The 16,411-nt window shown below is 72.4% G+C and carries 13 protein-coding genes; 7 read left to right on the top strand and 6 right to left on the bottom strand.

Annotated elements, in window-relative coordinates:
* Window positions 1–5: 5 nt before the first annotated feature.
* Together D476_RS0109590 and D476_RS0109595 are read right to left on the bottom strand one after the other, a co-directional pair.
* Entirely contained in the window at window positions 6–1,022 is a 1,017-nt protein-coding gene (locus D476_RS0109590) for a TAXI family TRAP transporter solute-binding subunit (RefSeq protein WP_017623733.1), read from the bottom strand.
* Between the two features lie 304 nt (window positions 1,023–1,326).
* Window positions 1,327–1,980 carry a class II aldolase/adducin family protein gene (locus tag D476_RS0109595; RefSeq protein WP_017623734.1) on the bottom strand — a complete coding sequence of 218 codons (654 nt, stop codon included), beginning with the start codon at window positions 1,978–1,980 and terminating at the stop codon, window positions 1,327–1,329.
* Between the two features lie 450 nt (window positions 1,981–2,430).
* On the opposite strand from D476_RS0109595, the gene D476_RS0109600 reads away from it, so the two are divergent.
* From D476_RS0109600 to D476_RS0109625, 6 genes are all read left to right on the top strand, one after another.
* The gene (locus D476_RS0109600) at window positions 2,431–3,969 is read left to right on the top strand and encodes an aldehyde dehydrogenase family protein (RefSeq protein WP_026123375.1); all 1,539 of its coding nucleotides are present in this window, start codon (window positions 2,431–2,433) and stop codon (window positions 3,967–3,969) included.
* A gap of 51 nt (window positions 3,970–4,020) precedes the next feature.
* Window positions 4,021–5,574, top strand: a complete 1,554-nt coding sequence (locus D476_RS0109605; RefSeq protein ID WP_017623736.1) for a GMC family oxidoreductase — start codon at window positions 4,021–4,023, stop codon at window positions 5,572–5,574.
* A gap of 328 nt (window positions 5,575–5,902) precedes the next feature.
* Complete coding sequence (locus D476_RS0109610) at window positions 5,903–7,024, top strand: quaternary amine ABC transporter ATP-binding protein (RefSeq protein ID WP_040725830.1); 1,122 nt, start codon at window positions 5,903–5,905, stop codon at window positions 7,022–7,024.
* The gene (locus D476_RS0109615; RefSeq protein ID WP_017623738.1) at window positions 7,021–9,021 is read left to right on the top strand and encodes an ABC transporter permease; all 2,001 of its coding nucleotides are present in this window, start codon (window positions 7,021–7,023) and stop codon (window positions 9,019–9,021) included. The genes D476_RS0109610 and D476_RS0109615 overlap by 4 nt, the downstream gene beginning before the upstream one ends.
* Window positions 9,014–9,988 carry an ABC transporter substrate-binding protein gene (locus D476_RS0109620; protein WP_040725833.1) on the top strand — a complete coding sequence of 325 codons (975 nt, stop codon included), beginning with the start codon at window positions 9,014–9,016 and terminating at the stop codon, window positions 9,986–9,988. The genes D476_RS0109615 and D476_RS0109620 overlap by 8 nt, the downstream gene beginning before the upstream one ends.
* Window positions 9,989–10,131: 143 nt before the next feature.
* Window positions 10,132–11,115 (top strand): glycine betaine ABC transporter substrate-binding protein, encoded by a 984-nt coding sequence (locus tag D476_RS0109625; protein WP_192826371.1) that lies wholly within the window; start codon window positions 10,132–10,134, stop codon window positions 11,113–11,115.
* Between the two features lie 178 nt (window positions 11,116–11,293).
* On the opposite strand, the gene D476_RS0109630 is transcribed toward D476_RS0109625, so the two are convergent.
* The gene (locus tag D476_RS0109630) at window positions 11,294–11,854 is read right to left on the bottom strand and encodes a carboxymuconolactone decarboxylase family protein (protein WP_017623741.1); all 561 of its coding nucleotides are present in this window, start codon (window positions 11,852–11,854) and stop codon (window positions 11,294–11,296) included.
* 67 nt (window positions 11,855–11,921) lie between these two features.
* Here D476_RS0109630 and D476_RS0109635 point away from each other — a divergent pair, with 67 nt between their 5' ends.
* Window positions 11,922–12,281, top strand: a complete 360-nt coding sequence (locus D476_RS0109635) for a winged helix-turn-helix transcriptional regulator (RefSeq protein WP_017623742.1) — start codon at window positions 11,922–11,924, stop codon at window positions 12,279–12,281.
* 204 nt (window positions 12,282–12,485) lie between these two features.
* Here the strand turns inward: D476_RS0109635 and D476_RS0109640 are convergent, their stop codons facing one another.
* The 3 genes from D476_RS0109640 to D476_RS0109650 form a co-directional block, all read right to left on the bottom strand.
* The gene (locus D476_RS0109640) at window positions 12,486–14,105 is read right to left on the bottom strand and encodes an outer membrane protein assembly factor BamB family protein (protein ID WP_020380446.1); all 1,620 of its coding nucleotides are present in this window, start codon (window positions 14,103–14,105) and stop codon (window positions 12,486–12,488) included.
* 112 nt (window positions 14,106–14,217) lie between these two features.
* On the bottom strand, window positions 14,218–15,774 hold the full coding sequence (locus D476_RS37890) for a hypothetical protein (protein WP_020380447.1): 1,557 nt from the start codon (window positions 15,772–15,774) through the stop codon (window positions 14,218–14,220).
* 304 nt (window positions 15,775–16,078) lie between these two features.
* A complete protein-coding gene (locus D476_RS0109650) occupies window positions 16,079–16,378 on the bottom strand; it encodes a hypothetical protein (protein WP_017623743.1) in 300 nt (99 codons plus the stop codon).
* Window positions 16,379–16,411: the final 33 nt, after the last annotated feature.

The following is a 16,411-nucleotide window of genomic DNA, read 5'->3' on the forward strand; positions in this document are numbered from 1 at the left end:
GGCCCTCAGGACTGCTCGGGCAGGACCGATTCGGGCAGTTCCACGCCGTTGTCCTCGGCCCACCTCACGGCGCCGGGGTGCATGGTCACGGAGGACTCGGCCATGGTCTCGGGGACGAAGTAGTCCTCCCCGGCGGCGTAGACCGACGTGAGCTGGTCGGTGTTGCCGTACAGCGCCTCCAGCACGTCGTAGGCCTTGTCCTCGGGGAAGTCCGAGGGGACCACCAGCAGGTTCCACAGCGCGATGGTGTCCACGTCGTCCTCGACGGTGGAGTAGGTCCCGCCGGAGATGACGTGCTCGCTGTAGTAGGGGTAGCTGTCGGTGATCTGCTCGCGCTCGTCGTCGCAGAAGGGCACCAGGTGGATCGGGTCGGTGGCCTCCAGCTCCAGCAGCGTGTTGTGGCCCTCGCCGACCACCCACGAGCCGGCGTCGATGGTGCCGTCGCGCAGCGCGGTGGAGGTGTCGGCGTAGTCGAGGTGCTGCACGTCGGTGCTGGTGAAGCCGAGCTCCAGGGCGTTGAAGATGAGCTCGGAGGCCAGTGCGTTGCCGCTGCCGGCCGGACCGGCGGAGAAGCGCTCGCCGTCCACGTCGGAGAAGCACTCGAAGTCCTGCTCCTCGTTGATGGATTCGAGCGTGACCGCGTGGTACACGTTCGGGTACAGGGCGGTCAGCACCTGCGCGTCGACGGCGGCGTTCTCGAAGTCCCGCTCCCCGTTGACCGCCTGGGAGGTGGCGTCGGCCTGGGCGATGCCCATCTGGAGCTGGCCGCTGCCGATCTGCTTCATGTTCGCCACCGAGGCCTCGGTGGAGGTGGCCGAGGCGGTGGTGCCCTCGACCTCGGAGGAGATCACCTCGGCCAGGGCGCCGCCCAGCGGGTAGTACACGCCGGAGGTGCTGCCGGTGCCGATGGTGATGTCGCCGTAGTCGTCGCCGCCGTCGCCGCCCTGCTGGGCGGGCTGGGCGCAGGAGGCGAGCAGGAGCGCGGCGGCGGGGAACGCGGCCAGAGCAAGGGGGTTGCGCATCGCGTGGGGGGTCCTCTCGAAGGCGGGGCGGTGCGCGGGCGCTCCGGGAGCCTGGGCCTCCGTCGGGTCGTGTCACGCCCCCCGGCGGGCCCGAACGGTGCCCCTTCGTGAGTTATTTGTCTGTTTCATCGATGAGATGCGCGAGAAGTCTAGTGATCTTCGGCCGGATCGTGCCAGTCGTCAGTCGTTTAAATTGTGAATTATGGAATTCAAGCACCGAATATCCGCTATGCGAATTATGTCGGAAACTCGGCTGTCCGGCTCCCCTGTGGCCGACCGGAACCGCAGGTCAGGCGGGGCGTGCTCAGCAGGGCAGGAACGGGTCCGGCCCGGCCCAGCCCTGCTCGTCGCGGCGGCGCACCTCGGCGAGCTCGTCCTCGGAGAGCACGCGCGGGGCGCCGAGCGCGCGGCTGCGCGTGTAGACCCCGCACAGCCACTCCAGCAGCCGCATGTTCTCGTAGGCGCGGTCGGCGTCCTCGCCGGTGGCGGCGCCGCCCAGGCACGCCAGCAGCGCGGCGCTGCGGCCCTTGAACGCCTTGACGGCCTGGTCGGCCAGGTCGCCCGAGCCGTAGGGCGCGTACCCGGCGACCGGCACCGCGCCGCCGAGGCGGGCCGCGGCCTGGTGGACCGGAGGCAGCTCGGACAGCACGGCCGAGACCGCGGCGGCGTGCTCGCCGGGCGCCTGCACCAGCGCGCCGACCGGGGTGCACCGGTGCACGGCGATGTGCAGGGTGGTGTCGGCGGCGGGGGACCGGCGCCCGTCCAGGACGCCGCCCTCCAGGGAGAGCACCGGGCAGTCGGCCGGCTCGACGCGGTCCAGCGGGACCCCGGCGGGGGTGACGGCGATCAGGTCGCCGGAGCGGACGCTGACGGTTCCGGAGCCGCCGTGGGCGAGGCCCTCGGCGGCCAGGCGGCGTGCGGTCCGGGAGGCGTCCCTGCGCTCTTGCTCTAGAAGCATGGTCGCTCGCGTGGTCGGGCCGGTTCGGTGCGGCCGGCGGTGGCGGGGTGCGTGGGGGACTTCGGGCGTACCGGGCGGGCCCGGGTGTCCGGGGTCCGCCTTAGGCATGCCTTATCTACGTTACCTCCCCTTGGGGCGGTGTTGTCCAGGGCGGACGCCGATGCGCCGGGGTGGCCCGAACCACCGGCGGGCTCCGGTGCCGGTCACCCTCCGTGCGTGCGGCGTCCGTGCGGCGGGGGCGGCGCGGTGGCGGTGCGGACGCGCGTCGACACCAAGAAACGGTCACGGTGTGTTACGAACTCGCATCTTGTTGCGTGATGTGAACCACGGTTGCGTGTCGTTCTTGCGCATGTTTTCGCAGGTCAGACGCGTGATTTTAGAAAGTCACGATAAAGTAACGTCAGGTTTAAAGTGTTTCGAGGTGTTTGTGCTGGGCACCACGGTTCCGTGATGCAACCCTACGTAACCCTTCCGAGTAAGCAGTACCTGTCGGAACCGGAAGCGACCTCCGCCACGAGCATGTTCGTCGGCGGCCGGTGGCGCGCGGCCGCCGAAGGCGGCACGCGCGAGGTCCTCAACCCCTACGACGCCTCGGTGCTCACCGTGGTCAGCGAGGGGACGCGGGCCGACGCCGACGCGGCCGTGGCCGCGGCCCGGCGCGCCTTCGACGAGGGCGCCTGGCGCCGCACGCCCGCGGGCGAGCGCGGGGAGATCCTCGGCCGCATCGCCGACCTCCTGCAGCGCGACCGCGAGGAGATCGCGCTCATGGAGTCCCTGGACACCGGGAAGACGGTGGAGGAGGGCCGGATCGACGTCGACGACGTCACCGGCGTCTTCCGCTACTACGCCGGGCTGGCCGACAAGGACGCCGGGCGGATCGTCTCCACGCCGGAGGGGATCTTCAGCCGCGTCGTCTACGAGCCCGTGGGCGTCTGCGCGATGATCACCCCGTGGAACTACCCGCTGCTCCAGCTCGCCTGGAAGATGGCCCCGGCCATCGCCGCGGGCAACACCATGGTGATCAAGCCGAGCGAGATCACCCCGGTCACCACCTGCAAGCTGGTCGAGCTGACGGTGGAGGCGGGCGTGCCCGCCGACGGCGTGGTCAACCTGGTGCTGGGCACCGGCGCCGAGGTCGGCTCGGCCATGGTCGAGCACCCCGGCGTCGACCTGGTCTCCTTCACCGGCGGCCTGGCCACCGGCAAGCGGATCATGGCCTCGGCCGCCGAGACGGTCAAGAAGATCGCCCTGGAGCTGGGCGGGAAGAACCCCAACATCATCTTCCCCGACGTCGACCTGGACACCGCGGTCGACTACGCGCTCAACGCCGCCTTCTTCCACTCCGGGCAGGTCTGCTCGGCCGGGGCGCGGCTGATCGTGCACGAGGACGTCCACGACGCCTTCACCGCCGAACTCGCCCGCCGCGCCGAGGCCATCGTGATCGGCTGCGGCCAGAAGGACGAGGAGGGCGTGCGCTGCGGCCCGCTGGTCTCCGCCGAGCACCGCGCCAAGGTCGAGGCCGCGGTCGCCCGCGGCATCGAGGAGGGGGCCAGGGTCATCGCCGGGGGCAAGCGCCCCGACGACCCGGAGCTGCAGGACGGCTACTTCTACCGGCCCACGGTGTTCACCGGCTGCTCGCGCGGGATGGACATCGTGCAGACCGAGGTGTTCGGCCCGGTCGTCACGGTCGAGACGTTCCGCACCGAGGACGAGGCCATCGAGCTGGGCAACGACACCGACTACGGCCTGTCCGGCGCGGTGTGGACGAACGACGCCGGGCGCGGCGAGCGCGTCGCCGCCGCCCTGCGGCACGGGACCGTGTGGATCAACGACTACGGGCCCTACTTCGCGGGCGCCGAGTGGGGCGGGTTCAAACGCTCCGGCGTCGGGCGCGAGCTGGGCCAGGCGGGGCTCGACGAGTACCGCGAGGCCAAGCACATCTACCGCAACCTGGCCCCCGAACCGCAGCGCTGGTTCGGCGAGGTCTGAGCGGCCGCGCACGCCTACCGACCCCCGTCCCCGGAACCATCTGGAGCGCCCATGAGCGGGAACGCCCGCACCTTTGACTACGTGATCGTCGGCGGCGGCACCGCCGGCTCGGTGATCGCCAACCGGCTCACCGAAGACCCCTCGGTCAGCGTCTGCGTGATCGAGGGCGGCCCCTCCGACCGCGGCCTGGACCGCGTGCTGAACCTGCGCGAGTGGCTGGGCCTGCTGGAGAGCGACCTGGACTACGGGTACACCACGACCGAGCAGCCGCGCGGCAACTCGCACATCGTGCACTCGCGCGCCCGCGTGCTCGGCGGGTGCTCCTCGCACAACACCCTGATCAGCTTCCGCCCGTTCGCCGAGGACCTCGACGAGTGGGTGGCGGCCGGAGCCGAGGGCTGGGACAACGCCACCGTGCAGTCCTACGCCGACCGGCTCAAGAACAACATCGTCCCCATCGCCGAGAAGGACCGCAACGACCTGGTCAAGGACTGGGTCCAGGCCTCGGCCAAGGCCACCGGCGTCCCCGTGGTGGAGGACTTCAACGCCCGGACCTCGCACGGCGGCGGCTTCCGCGACGGCGTCGGGTTCCTGTCGATCTCCTACGACCCCTACACCGGTCAGCGCTCCTCGGCGTCGGTCGCCTACCTGCACCCGATCATGGACGTGCGGGAGAACCTGACCCTGATGCTGGAGACGTGGGCCGACCGGATCGTCTTCGACGGCGACCGTGCCACCGGCGTCGAGGTCGTCACCGCCGACGGCGAGCGGGTCACCGTCTCGGCGGGCAGCGAGGTCATCCTGAGCGCCGGGGCGATCGACACCCCGCGCCTGATGCTGCTCTCCGGCGTCGGCCCCAAGGGCGACCTGGAGCGGGTCGGCATCGACGTGCGGCACGACCTGCCGGGCGTCGGGGAGAACCTGATGGACCACCCGGAGTCCATCATCATGTGGGAGACCAACAGGGACGTCCCGGACGAGACGGTCATGCACTCCGACGGCGCGCTGTTCATCCGCCGCGACGAGTCCGACCCGCGCCCGGACCTGATGTTCCACACGTACCAGATCCCCTTCGACGACAACACGAAGCGGCTGGGCTACGAGTCGCCGGGGTGGAGGCGCGCCATGTGCATGACGCCGAACATCCCGCGCTCGCGTTCGCGGGGCAAGCTCTGGCTCAAGAGCTCCGACCCCCGGGAGAAGCCGGCGCTGGACTTCCGGTACTTCACCGACCCCGACGGCTACGACGAGCAGACCATCGTGGACGGGCTGAAGATCGCGCGGAAGATCGCCGAGACCGAGCCGTTCAAGTCCTGGATCGCCCGCGAGGTGGCCCCCGGACCGGAGGTCGTCACCGACGAGCAGCTCTCCGAGTACGGGCGGCGCGCGGCGCACACCGTGTACCACCCGGCCGGGACCTGCAAGATGGGCGCCGCCGACGACGCGGCCGCCGTGGTCGACCCGAAGCTCAGGGTCCGGGGCCTGCGCGGCCTGCGGATCGCCGACGCGTCGGTGTTCCCGACCATGCCCTCGCCCAACCCGATGGTCACGGTCCTGACCGTCGGTGAGCGCGCGGCGGACCTGATCCGCGCCGAGCGGATCTAGGGGGCGTTGCGTGGATCATGGCCCTGGCGGGGGCCCTACCCGGGCACCGCGCAGTAGGTTGTGATCCACGCAACACCCCCTGGGAGAGGCCGCCCCCGGTCGGCGGCCGCGCCCGCCCGTGCCCATCTGCCCGAAGGGCGCGGCACCGCCCCTGCGCAGCGGGGGCCTGGACCGCGTTCGCCGACCGGAGGGCGTCCGCCGCACCCCGACCCCTTCCCATCCGTCCCCCCGAACGGCACCGGCCCCTCCGGTGCCCTGTACCCGACGAGCGCCGCCGTGCGCACGGCCGTTCTGTGCGCACTGCGGCCATCAGAGGTGGACTTCTTCTATGAGTTCCGCAGTGAACGACCCACAACTCAACACCGGACAAACGAATAGCCCCTCCGCACCCCCTCCGGACGCCGAGGCCAAGTTCTCCGTCCAGAACCTGTGGAAGGTCTTCGGCAAGCGCGCCGAGCGCATCATCGGCAGCGAGCACGAGCACGGCACCCGCGACGAGGTCCGCGAGGCGACCGGCTGCACCATCGCGGTGCGCGACGTCTCCTTCGACGTCCGCCCCGGCGAGACGTTCGTGGTGATGGGCCTGTCCGGCTCGGGCAAGTCCACGCTCATCCGCTGCCTGACCCGGCTCATCGAGCCCACCGCGGGGTCCGTGCTGCTCGACGGCGAGGACATCCGGCAGATGTCCCCGGCCGCGCTGCGCGAGCTGCGCCGCCGCAAGGCGGCCATGGTCTTCCAGCACTTCGGCCTGCTGCCCAACCGCACGATCATCGACAACGTCGCCTACGGGCTGGAGGTGCGCGGCGCGAGCAGGGCCGAGCGCCACGCCCGCGCCGCCGAGATGATCGCGATGGTCGGCCTGGGCGGGTACGAGACCTCCCGCCCCGGCCAGCTCAGCGGCGGCATGCAGCAGCGCGTCGGCCTCGCCCGCGCCCTGGCGGTCGACCCCGAGGTGCTGCTGTTCGACGAGCCGTTCAGCGCGCTCGACCCGCTGATCCGCCGGGACATGCAGAACGAGGTGCTGCGGCTGCAGAAGGAGCTGCGCAAGACCTCGGTCTTCATCACCCACGACCTGGACGAGGCGCTCAAGCTCGGCGACCGCATCGCGATCATGCGCGACGGCGCGCTGGTGCAGGTCGGCACCGCCGAGGAGGTCGTCGGCAGCCCCGCCGACGACTACGTGCGCGACTTCGTCTCCGACGTCTCGCGCATCGAGGTGCTGACGCTGCGCTCGCTGATGCGCCCGGCCCGCGACGGCGAGCCGCTGGACGGCCCCGAGGCCGCCCCCTCCACCCTGGCGGGGGAGGCCGTGGCGGTGGCCGCCGGGGCCGAGGCGCCGGTGCGCGTCACCGAGGACGGGCGCCTGCTCGGCGTCGTCGGCCGTGAGGACCTGCTGCGCGTCATCGCCGAGGACCGCGCGCAGGCGCCCGCCGCCATCGCGGGGGTGTGAGCATGCCCGCGACAACCGCGACAACCGCGACAACCGCGACCCCCGAGACCCCCGCGACCCCCGAGAAGGTGCCGGCCACGGCCGACGGCGCCGAGCAGGCCGGTACCGGCTCCGGCGCGCTGCGCTCACTGCTGTCCCGCACGTGGGTGCAGGCCGCCGCGGTGCTGGCCGTGCTGGCGCTGGCCGCGGCCCTGCCGCTGCCCGGCGGCGTCCCCGCCTTCCCGGCCGGGCCGGGGGAGTGGCTGGACGGCCGCCTCAAGGAGCTCTTCTCCTGGGTGGTGTCCAACCGCGACACCAGCCCGCTGTTCGTGTACGGCTTCAACTACGTGTCGGTCTACCTGGGCTCGGCCGTCGTCCTCATCAACGACCTGCTGACCACCCTGACCTGGACCGGCGTCACGGTGCTGGGCGTTCTGGCCGCCTGGCGGCTGGCCGGGTGGCGGGTCATGCTCGTCGTCCTGGCGGCCTTCGCCGTCTTCGGGCTGTTCGGCCTCTGGGAAGAGGCCATGGAGACGCTGGCGCTGATCACCGCGGCGGTGCTGCTGGCCCTGGTCGTCGGGCTGCCGCTGGGCATCTGGTCCGGGCGCAGCGACCGCGCGGAGCGCGCGATGCGGCCGGTGCTGGACTTCATGCAGACCATGCCGGCCTTCGCCTACCTGATGCCGATGCTGCTGATGTTCGGCATCGGCAACCCGTCGGCCGCGGTGGCCACCGCCATCTACGCGCTCCCCCCGGCCGTGCGCATCACCTCCATGGCGCTGCGCGGCGTGGACAAGGGGGCGGCGGAGGCCGCCGAGTCCCTGGGCTCGACCAACCTGCAGATGCTGCTGAAGGTGCGGCTGCCGCTGGCCAAGCGCACCATCATGCTCGGCGTCAACCAGACCATCATGCTGGGCGTGTCCATGGTCGTCATCGCGTCGGTCATCGGCGCGGGCGGCCTGGGCGACGCCGTCTACCAGGCGCTGCAGAAGGACCGCATCGGCCTGGCCCTGGAGGCCGGGCTGGCCATCGTCATGCTCGCCATCTCGATGGACCGGGTCACCGGCGCGATCGGCCACGGCCGCCCGGTGCCGCCGCGGTGGCGGCGGCTGGCGTTCGGCGGCGGCCTGCTCGCCGCGCTGGCGGTGTTCCTGCTGCCCACCCCGCTGCGCGCGGTGGACGGCTGGCCGCGCGCCTGGGAGCTGGACCTGGCCACCCCGGCGCAGGCCTTCTACGAGGCCATGAAGGACACCATCGGCCCCGTCACCTCCGCGATCGGCGACTGGACCGTGGTCTGGGTCCTGGAGCCGCTGCACCAGATGCTCGCCGGTGCCCCGTGGTGGCTGGTCGTCATCGCCGCCGCGGTGCTGGGCGGGCTGCTGGCCGGGCGCCGGGCCGCCGTGGTGGGCGTGCTGTCGCTGCTGGCCATGGGCCTGATGGGCCAGTGGGGCAACGGCATGAACACGCTCTCCCAGGTGCTGCTGGCGACCGTGCTGGTGCTGGCCCTGGGCGTGGTGCTCGGCATCGGCATGTCGCGCAGCGACCGGGCCGCGGCCGTGATCCGCCCGGTGCTGGACGCCATGCAGACCCTTCCCCCCTTCGTGTACCTGATCCCGGCCGTGGCGCTGTTCAGCGTGGGGCGCGTCCCCGCGCTCGTCGCCGCGGTGGTGTTCGCGCTCCCGCCGGTCATCCGGCTGGTGAACGACGGGATCCGGGGTGTTCCGGCGAACACCGTGGAGGCCGCCCGCTCGCTGGGTTCCTCCCGTTCGCAGCTCCTGGCCAAGGTGCAGCTGCCGCTGGCGCGCTCTTCGATGCTGCTGGCGGTGAACCAGGCGATCATGCTCATCCTCTCGATGGTCGTGATCGGCGCCCTGGTCGGCGGAGGCGCGCTCGGATACGACGTCGTCTTCGGCCTCAAGCAGAACGAGTTCGGAATGGGACTCACCGCGGGCCTGGCCATCGTGTGCCTGGGCCTCCTCCTCGACCGTATGACCCAAGGCAGGAAGAACAATGCGTAGAACGACCGCTACCCGTAACGCTTCGATCGCCGTCAAGGGGGCGGCCGCCGTCTCCGCGATGGCCGTGCTGTCCGCCTGCGGCGGCGCGACCTCCCAGGATGTGGCCGGCGATGACGAGACCGTCCGCATCGCCGTCAACGGCTGGGTGGGCTACGAGGCCTCCGCCGCCGTGCTGTCCTACCTCCTCGAAGAGGAGATGGGCGTCAAGGTCGACCAGCAGAAGATCGACGAGCAGCCCTCCTGGCAGGGCCTCAACGACGGCGACCTCGACGTGATCCTGGAGAACTGGGGCCACGAGGACCTGATGGAGCAGTACGGCCCCGACGGCAACGGCACCGTCGTCGACGGCGGCCCCAACGGCAACACGGGGACGCTGGGCTGGTACGTGCCCAAGTACCTGGTGGACGAGAAGCCCGAGCTGGCCACCTGGGAGGGGATCAGGGACAACACCGACCTGTTCACGACCCCCGAGAGCGGTGACAAGGGCGAGTTCCTGGCGGCCGACCCGGCCTTCGTCACCCAGGACCAGGGCATGATCAACCACTTCGACATGGACCTGAAGATCGTCCACGCCGGGTCCGAGGCCGCGCAGATCACCGAGATGCAGGGCCGGTACGAGAAGGAGGAGCCGTTCCTGGCCTACTTCTACGACCCGCAGTGGCTGCAGAGCGAGATCGACCTGGTCCACGTGGAGTTCCCGGAGTACGAGGAGGGCTGCGCGGACGACGAGGAGGACGTGTCCTGCGGCTACCCCCAGTACGACCTGAACAAGATCTTCAGCAAGGAGTTCGCGGACGCCGGCTCGCCCGCCTACGAGCTGCTGAAGAACTGGGAGTGGACCAACGAGGACCAGAACGAGGTCGCCAAGATGATCGCCGACGACGGGATGGACCCCGAGGAGGCGGCTGAGAAGTGGGTCACCGACAACGGTGACGTGTGGCAGGACTGGATCCCCGCGGACGCCTGATCCGCGCGGGCACCTAGAATTGTCTGGTATATGCGGCGGCGGGCGGTGTTTCCGCCGCCGCATGTTTCTGTCCGGTTCCCCCGCCGGGTGGACCCCTGCCCTTCCCCCGCAGCACCGAGACGATCCCCGAGGCGGTAGTCCCCATGTCCGGTAACCCCAGCACGCCGAGCACCCCCCGCAGGGCCGTGCAGGCCCTCGCCCTGACCCTCGCGGCCGGGCTCGCCGCCTCGTGCGGCGCCCCGGACGGCGACACCGGCGGCAGCGGCGGCGGCAACGCCCCCGTGCGCATGGCGGTCAACGGTTGGGTGGGCTACGAGGCCTCCGCCGCCGTCTTGGCCTACCTCATCGAGGAGGAGCTGGGCGGCACGGTCGAGAAGGTCGAGGACGACGAGGAGACCTCCTGGCACAAGCTGGCCGAGGGGGAGGTCGACGTGATCCTGGAGAACTGGGGCCACCAGGACCTGATGGACCTCTACGGCGCCGAGGAGAGCCCGCTGGTCGTGGACGGCGGCCCGAACGGCAACGACGGGCGCATCGGCTGGTACGTGCCGAAGTACGTGGTGGACGCCCACCCCGAGGTGGCGACCTACGAGGGGCTCGCGGAGAACACCGGCCTGTTCCGGACCGGCGCGGGCGAGGGGCCCGGCCGGTTCCTGGCCGCCGACCCCACCTTCGTCACCCAGGACCAGGGGATGATCAACCACTTCGACCTGGACCTGGAGATCGAGTACGCCGGGTCCGAGGAGGAGCAGCTGGAGGAGGTCCGAGCGGCCTACGAGAAGGAGGAGCCGGTGCTCTTCTACTTCTACGAGCCGCAGTGGATGACCGAGGAGATGGACCTGGTCAAGGTCGAGTTCCCCGAGTACGTCGACCTGTGCGAGATCGACGCCGACGACGTCGCCTGCGACTACCCCGAGTACGAGCTGAACAAGGTCTTCGCCAAGCCGTTCGCCGACGCCGACTCCCCGGCCTACCGGCTGCTGAAGAACTGGCGGTGGACCAACGAGGACCAGAACGACGTCGCCGAGAAGATCGCCGGTGAGGGCATGGCCCCCGAAGAGGCGGCGGCCGAGTGGGTCGAGGACAACCCGGACGTCTGGCAGGAGTGGATCCCCGAGGACGCCTGACCGGCGCCGCCCCGTCGCCGTACCGGCGCCGGACCCGAGGGGCGGGCTCGTAGCCGCTGCGCCGGTCGGCACCCCCGCCGGGCGAGGGGCGGTGTTCCCGGTTCCATCCCCGCCGTCCGTCGCCTGTGCGTCCGCTCGCGTGGCGGGCCCACCCCGCCCCCGGTTGGCGCAAGCCCGGTCACCGTGTCGGGAACGGGGTGCCCCAGGTCTCCTCTTCCAGGAGGAGTCCGTTGGCCAGGTAGCTGATGGTCCGGTACCAGCCGGCCAGTACGAGGAATTCCAGGAGCCGGGCGTCGTCGTAGTGGGCGCGCAGGGCGTCCCAGGCGGGTTGCGAGAGATGCGACGTGTCGTGCAGTTCGTCGACCGCGTTGAGCAGTGCCGCGTGGTGGGGCGGCCACGAGGCGTCGGCCGTCGTGTCGGTGTCGGTGGTGGCCTGGAGCCGTTCCGGGGTGAGTCCGGCCTGTCGGCCGAGCGTCGCGGCGTGGACGCCCCATTCGTAGCCGCAACCGGCGCGCGCGGTCGCTCGGGCGATGACGATCTCGCGGTCGGCGGCGGGGAGAAGCCCGTGTCCCAACAGGCCGGACCCCAGGGCGAACATGCGTGAGGCCAGTTCCGGGTTGCGGTGCAGCACCCGGAACAGCATGAGCGGCTCGTGCGGCACGTCGGGCGGCATCCACCGGCGGAGCGCCTGGTCGATGGGCGCGGGGTAGGGCGGGGTGAGCGGTTCGATGCGCGGCATGCCGCACCTCCTGCTTCGGTTTTCGGACCACTATGATGCTTTGGAAATCGAAGCGCAAGGAGCGGGCATGGACGCCAGAACGCCTCGGCCGGGCGTACCGGTACGCGGGTCGGAGTCGGGCCGCCCGGTCATGGCGGCACTCGATCTGCTCGGACGGCGCTGGACGCTGCGCATCCTGTGGGAACTGAGCCACGGCCCGGCGGGCTTTCGTGAACTGCAGCGCCGTTGCGGGCGGATGTCCTCCAGCGTGCTCAGCACGCGGCTCAGCGAACTGACCGGCGTCCGCCTCCTCGCTCTGCACGGTGACGCCTACCGCCTCACCCGGCTCGGTGAGGACCTCGTGGAGGCGCTCAGTCCATTGAGCGACTGGAGCCGACGGTGGGCGGAGGAGACGGGCGCCGGTACGACAGGAGACACCGAGGGCTGACGGTGCGGGTCCTCGTCCCGGGGTCGGCCGAGGAGGCCGATGGCGAAGGCGGCTATCGCCCTCCGAGGAGGCCGCGGAGGCGCCTGGCCCCTGCCGACGCCTGCCGACCCCTCGATGCGCTCACCCCTGGAGCCGCGCTCCGGCCGTCCGTTCACATGACGGGCACGACCTCCTCTGACGGGCGGAGCAGCTCCCCTTCCGGCCTCACCGGGCCGCGGTGAGGGGGACCGGCGGCCCGTCCGTATAGGGGTCGGTCGGCGCGCCGACGGCGTACCCGCCGTCGATCGCCACCGCCCGCACGATCCCGTCGGCGCTGTACGACTGCTCGGGCAGGCCCACCGCGAGCACTTGGGCGCGGTCCTCCCCGTCCAGGGGCAGGCGAAGCACGCGCGTCTCCCTCTCCCCGGGGTCGCCGTACTCGGCCACCGCCAGCACACCGTCCCCGTCCGCGCCGACCACCTGCACCGCGTGGTCGTCGACGCGCCGGTTCCACAGGATCTCCCCGGCCTCCAGGTCGATCGCCACCATGCGCTCGTCGGCCGACCAGTTCCCGGGGGTCGCGTACAGCACCCCGTCGTGCGCCGCCAGCGCGGTGTCGGGATCGCCCAGCTTCCACTCCTCGCTGGCCGCCCCGTACCCGGACTCCTGTTCCGCGTCGATCCGCTTCCAGCCGTCCTCGCCGTCGGCGATCAGCAGCTCGGAGCCGATGGCCGACTCGTCATCGCCGTCCGACAGCAGCGACGACAGCGAGGAGTGCACCACGGCCAAGGGGTCCGTGCTGACGACGGTGACCGAGCTCAGGAAGTCGATGGACATGTCCGTGGGGAAGGCCCGCACCCCGGACACCTCCCCGGTCGCCGTGTCCAGCTCGGCGGCGAACGGCACGTCCGTGCCGTCGGAGGTCTCGCAGCTCCCCGACACCGCCGCACTCCCGCCCTCGGTCATCACGTCGTTGCGGAGCGAGACGCAGTCCTCTCCGGGCCCCCGGATCTCGGTCTCGGCCCACAGCGTCTCCCCGTCGGCGGCGTCCACCCCGACCAGCAGCGGCCCCCAGGAGGCCAGCGCCCGCGGCCCGTCGGCCCACACGTGCACATCCCGCCCGGAGAGCCCTTCGGCCTCGTTCAGCTCCGGTACCTCCCACCGCCACCGCTCCTCGCCGGTGTCCAGGTCGAGTGCCACCAGGGTGTCGCACAGGGAGCCGTCGTCCCCGGTGCCGCCCTCGGCCTCGACGATCACCAGCGCCAGGTCCCCGTCCTTCCCGGCGGGGTCCTCGGCGGCGGCGCACAGCCCTTCGCCCCCGGTGAAGCGCCAGGAGGCCGATCCGTCCTCGGCGCCGTAGGCGGTCACGCCCGCCCGGTCGGCCCGCACGGCACCGCCCCCGCCCGGCCACAGGGCGAAGACCTCGTCGAAGTCGGTGGTCGCCTCGCCCGGCCGGTAGACGTCGTCCACCGGGGCCTCCCAGACGGGGACCGCGGCCTCGGACTCCCCCTCGGTCTTCATGGGCGGGTCGAAGATCGCCGTGACGTTCTGGCTCCCCCAGTAGTACGAGGCGAACACCGACGCCGCGAGTCCTGCGGCGAGGAAGGGGAGGCGCTTGAGGGTGAAGAGGCGCTTGAAGTCCTTGCGCTTGGGCCCCTCGACCACCCGGGCCAGGCGCGATTCGCGCGCGTAGAGACCGGAGCGGACGTGCTCGGGGTCGAGGGGGACGCCCCACTCGTCGCGGGGGACGTCCGAACCGCTGCCGCTGTTGCCGCCGTGGGCGCTCTGGCGGGCCTTGCGCCGCGCCTCGCGTGCGAGCCTTCTGATCCGGTCCTCGTCGGCCATGGGGATGGGTTCTTCCTGGGGTTCGAGGGGGAGCCGGGGAGGCGCCCTTGCGGGGGTCTGACGCGGCCGTGCGCCGGGCGGTTCCGGTCGGAGAGGGGCAGAGGGTGCGGGGTCAGTGCGCGGCGACCAGGAACGCCGAGCCGTCGCGGTCAGGGTCCCTGGGCGCGGTGCCGACGGCGTACCCGTCGCCGACGGCGACCGCCCACGGCCCGCCCGACCGCGCGGGGGCGGGAAGCTCGGGCAGGTCGGCGGCGAGCACCCGGGCGGGGCCGTCGCCGTCGGTGGGCAGGTCGACCAGCCGCGTGGTCACCCCGGCGTCGTCGTCCTCCGTCGCGGCGGCGGCCAGCAGCCGGTCCCGGGAGAAGCCGATGACGTGCAGGTCGCGGACGGCCAGGCGGCGGTCCCACAGGGGCCGTCCCGTGGCCAGGTCCAGGGCGACGAGGCGGGCCCATCCCCCCAAGCCGCCCGGCGTGGCGTAGAGGACCCCGTCGCGGGTCGCGGACGTGGTGTCGGAGGAGGCCAGCGACCACGACGACTTCGCCGGTCCGAACCCGGACTCCCCCGCGGGGCGCGTGCTCTTCCAGCCGTCTCCGTCGGCCCCGTCGGCTCCGTCGGCGGTGAGCAGTTCGCCCTGTGGGCCGTCGTCGTCCTCGGAGAGGAGGCGTTCGAGGCCGGGGGTGCGGAGCACGGCCACCGGGTCGGCCGACACGAGGGTGTACCGCGCCCCCGCCGCCGCGGAGGCGGAGGGGAGGCCGCGGATCCGGGAGGTCTCCCCGGTGCCGGTATCCAGCACGGCCGAGAGCACGCGGGAGGAGTCGGGGCCGCAGTCGCCCAGGAGCGCCGCCCCGCCCCGGCCGTCGGCGGAGAACGCGGACGGGGTGAAGGCGCAGGCCTCCTCGGACACGTCGAGCTCGGGGGCGCTCCACAGCTCCTCACCGGCCCCGGTGTCGATGCCGACGGTGAGCGGCCCCCAGGCGGCGACGGCGCGGGCGCCGTCCGCCCAGAGGTGCGCCGCCCCGGGTGCCAGGTCCTCGGCCCCGTCGATCTGCGACGGGGTGAGGCGCCACCGCTCCTCGCCGCTCTCCAGGTCGAGGGCGACGACGGTGTCGCAGACGATCCGGGGGGTGCCGGAGCCGTCCCCGTCGCCTTCCCCGTCCCCGTCGGCCCCCTCCTCGTGCCCGACGACCACCAGGCCGGTGCCGCCGCCGCTTCCGGCGGCCTCCTGGGCCGCGGCGCACAGGTGCCCCCCTTCGGGGGTGAACGTCCAGTCCTCCTCGCCTTCCGCGATGCGGAGGGCGGTCACTCCGGAGGGGGCCGCCAACACCGCCGTCTCACCGCCGGACCAGAGCGCGGAGGCGTTCGGCGCCCCTCTGCCGTCGTCCGCCGGGCCGGGGCCGGGGGCGGCCTCCCGGTGGTCCCAGGCGGGGCCGGGCGCGTCCGCCGCGCCTTCGAGCGGTACGACGGGGTCGACGATCCGGTCCACGGCGGTGATGCCCCCATAGACGACGGCGAGCAGGGCGAGCACGACGCCGGCGCCCAGCATCCGCCGCTTGGAGTGCGGTTTGTGGAGGGGATACGGGCGCAGGGGACGGTCGTCGGGCGGTTCCTCCCGCGCGAGGAACTCGGCCCGCCGTTCGCGTGCGCGGCGTTTGATCCGATCGTCGGCCATGGGGAGAAGTACGGCTCCGGAGGTTTCTGGGGACGGCCGGGGGCGAGCGGCCCCCGGCCGTCCGGAAGCGCACCGGATCTGGGGGGACCGATCGGCACGCCGGCGCGGTGGAACCGAGGGGCGCCTCCGCCGTGCGGAGAGGAGGGGATGGACGGCGGAGGCGTCCTCGGTGCGGTCCCCATGATGCCCGCAGGCGCGTGGGGTGCTGCAAGGTGTTTCGACGGTCATGGAAACGCCCAGGAAGACCGGCGGTCGAGGGCCGCACGGGGCCGCACGGGGGCGCGCGGCCCGGCCCGCGCCGGTCTCAGGGCGCGTCCAGGAACCCGGTCACCGGGGGCTCCCGGCCACGGGCGTCCGCCTCCCGGATCAGGTGGTCGGTGGCCGGCTCGGCGGTGCGGGCGCCGCGGAATCCGTCCGCGGGCCCGTCGGAGTCCTCCGGCGGCACCGGCCGGTCCTTGAGCGCCTCGACCACCGGCACCGGGACGCCGATCGACGCCGGGTCGCCGCGCACGTCGGCGGCGAGCGGCAGCGCCGGGCCGTCCCCGGTGGCGGTCGTGCCCAGCGGTGCCGGGGCCGCCGCACCGCCGGAGGTCGGGTCGTTCATGGACCGGAACCTACCGGAGGGCGGGCGAACGGG

The organism is Nocardiopsis chromatogenes YIM 90109 (genome assembly GCF_000341185.1).
Classification (GTDB): domain Bacteria; phylum Actinomycetota; class Actinomycetes; order Streptosporangiales; family Streptosporangiaceae; genus Nocardiopsis_A; species Nocardiopsis_A chromatogenes.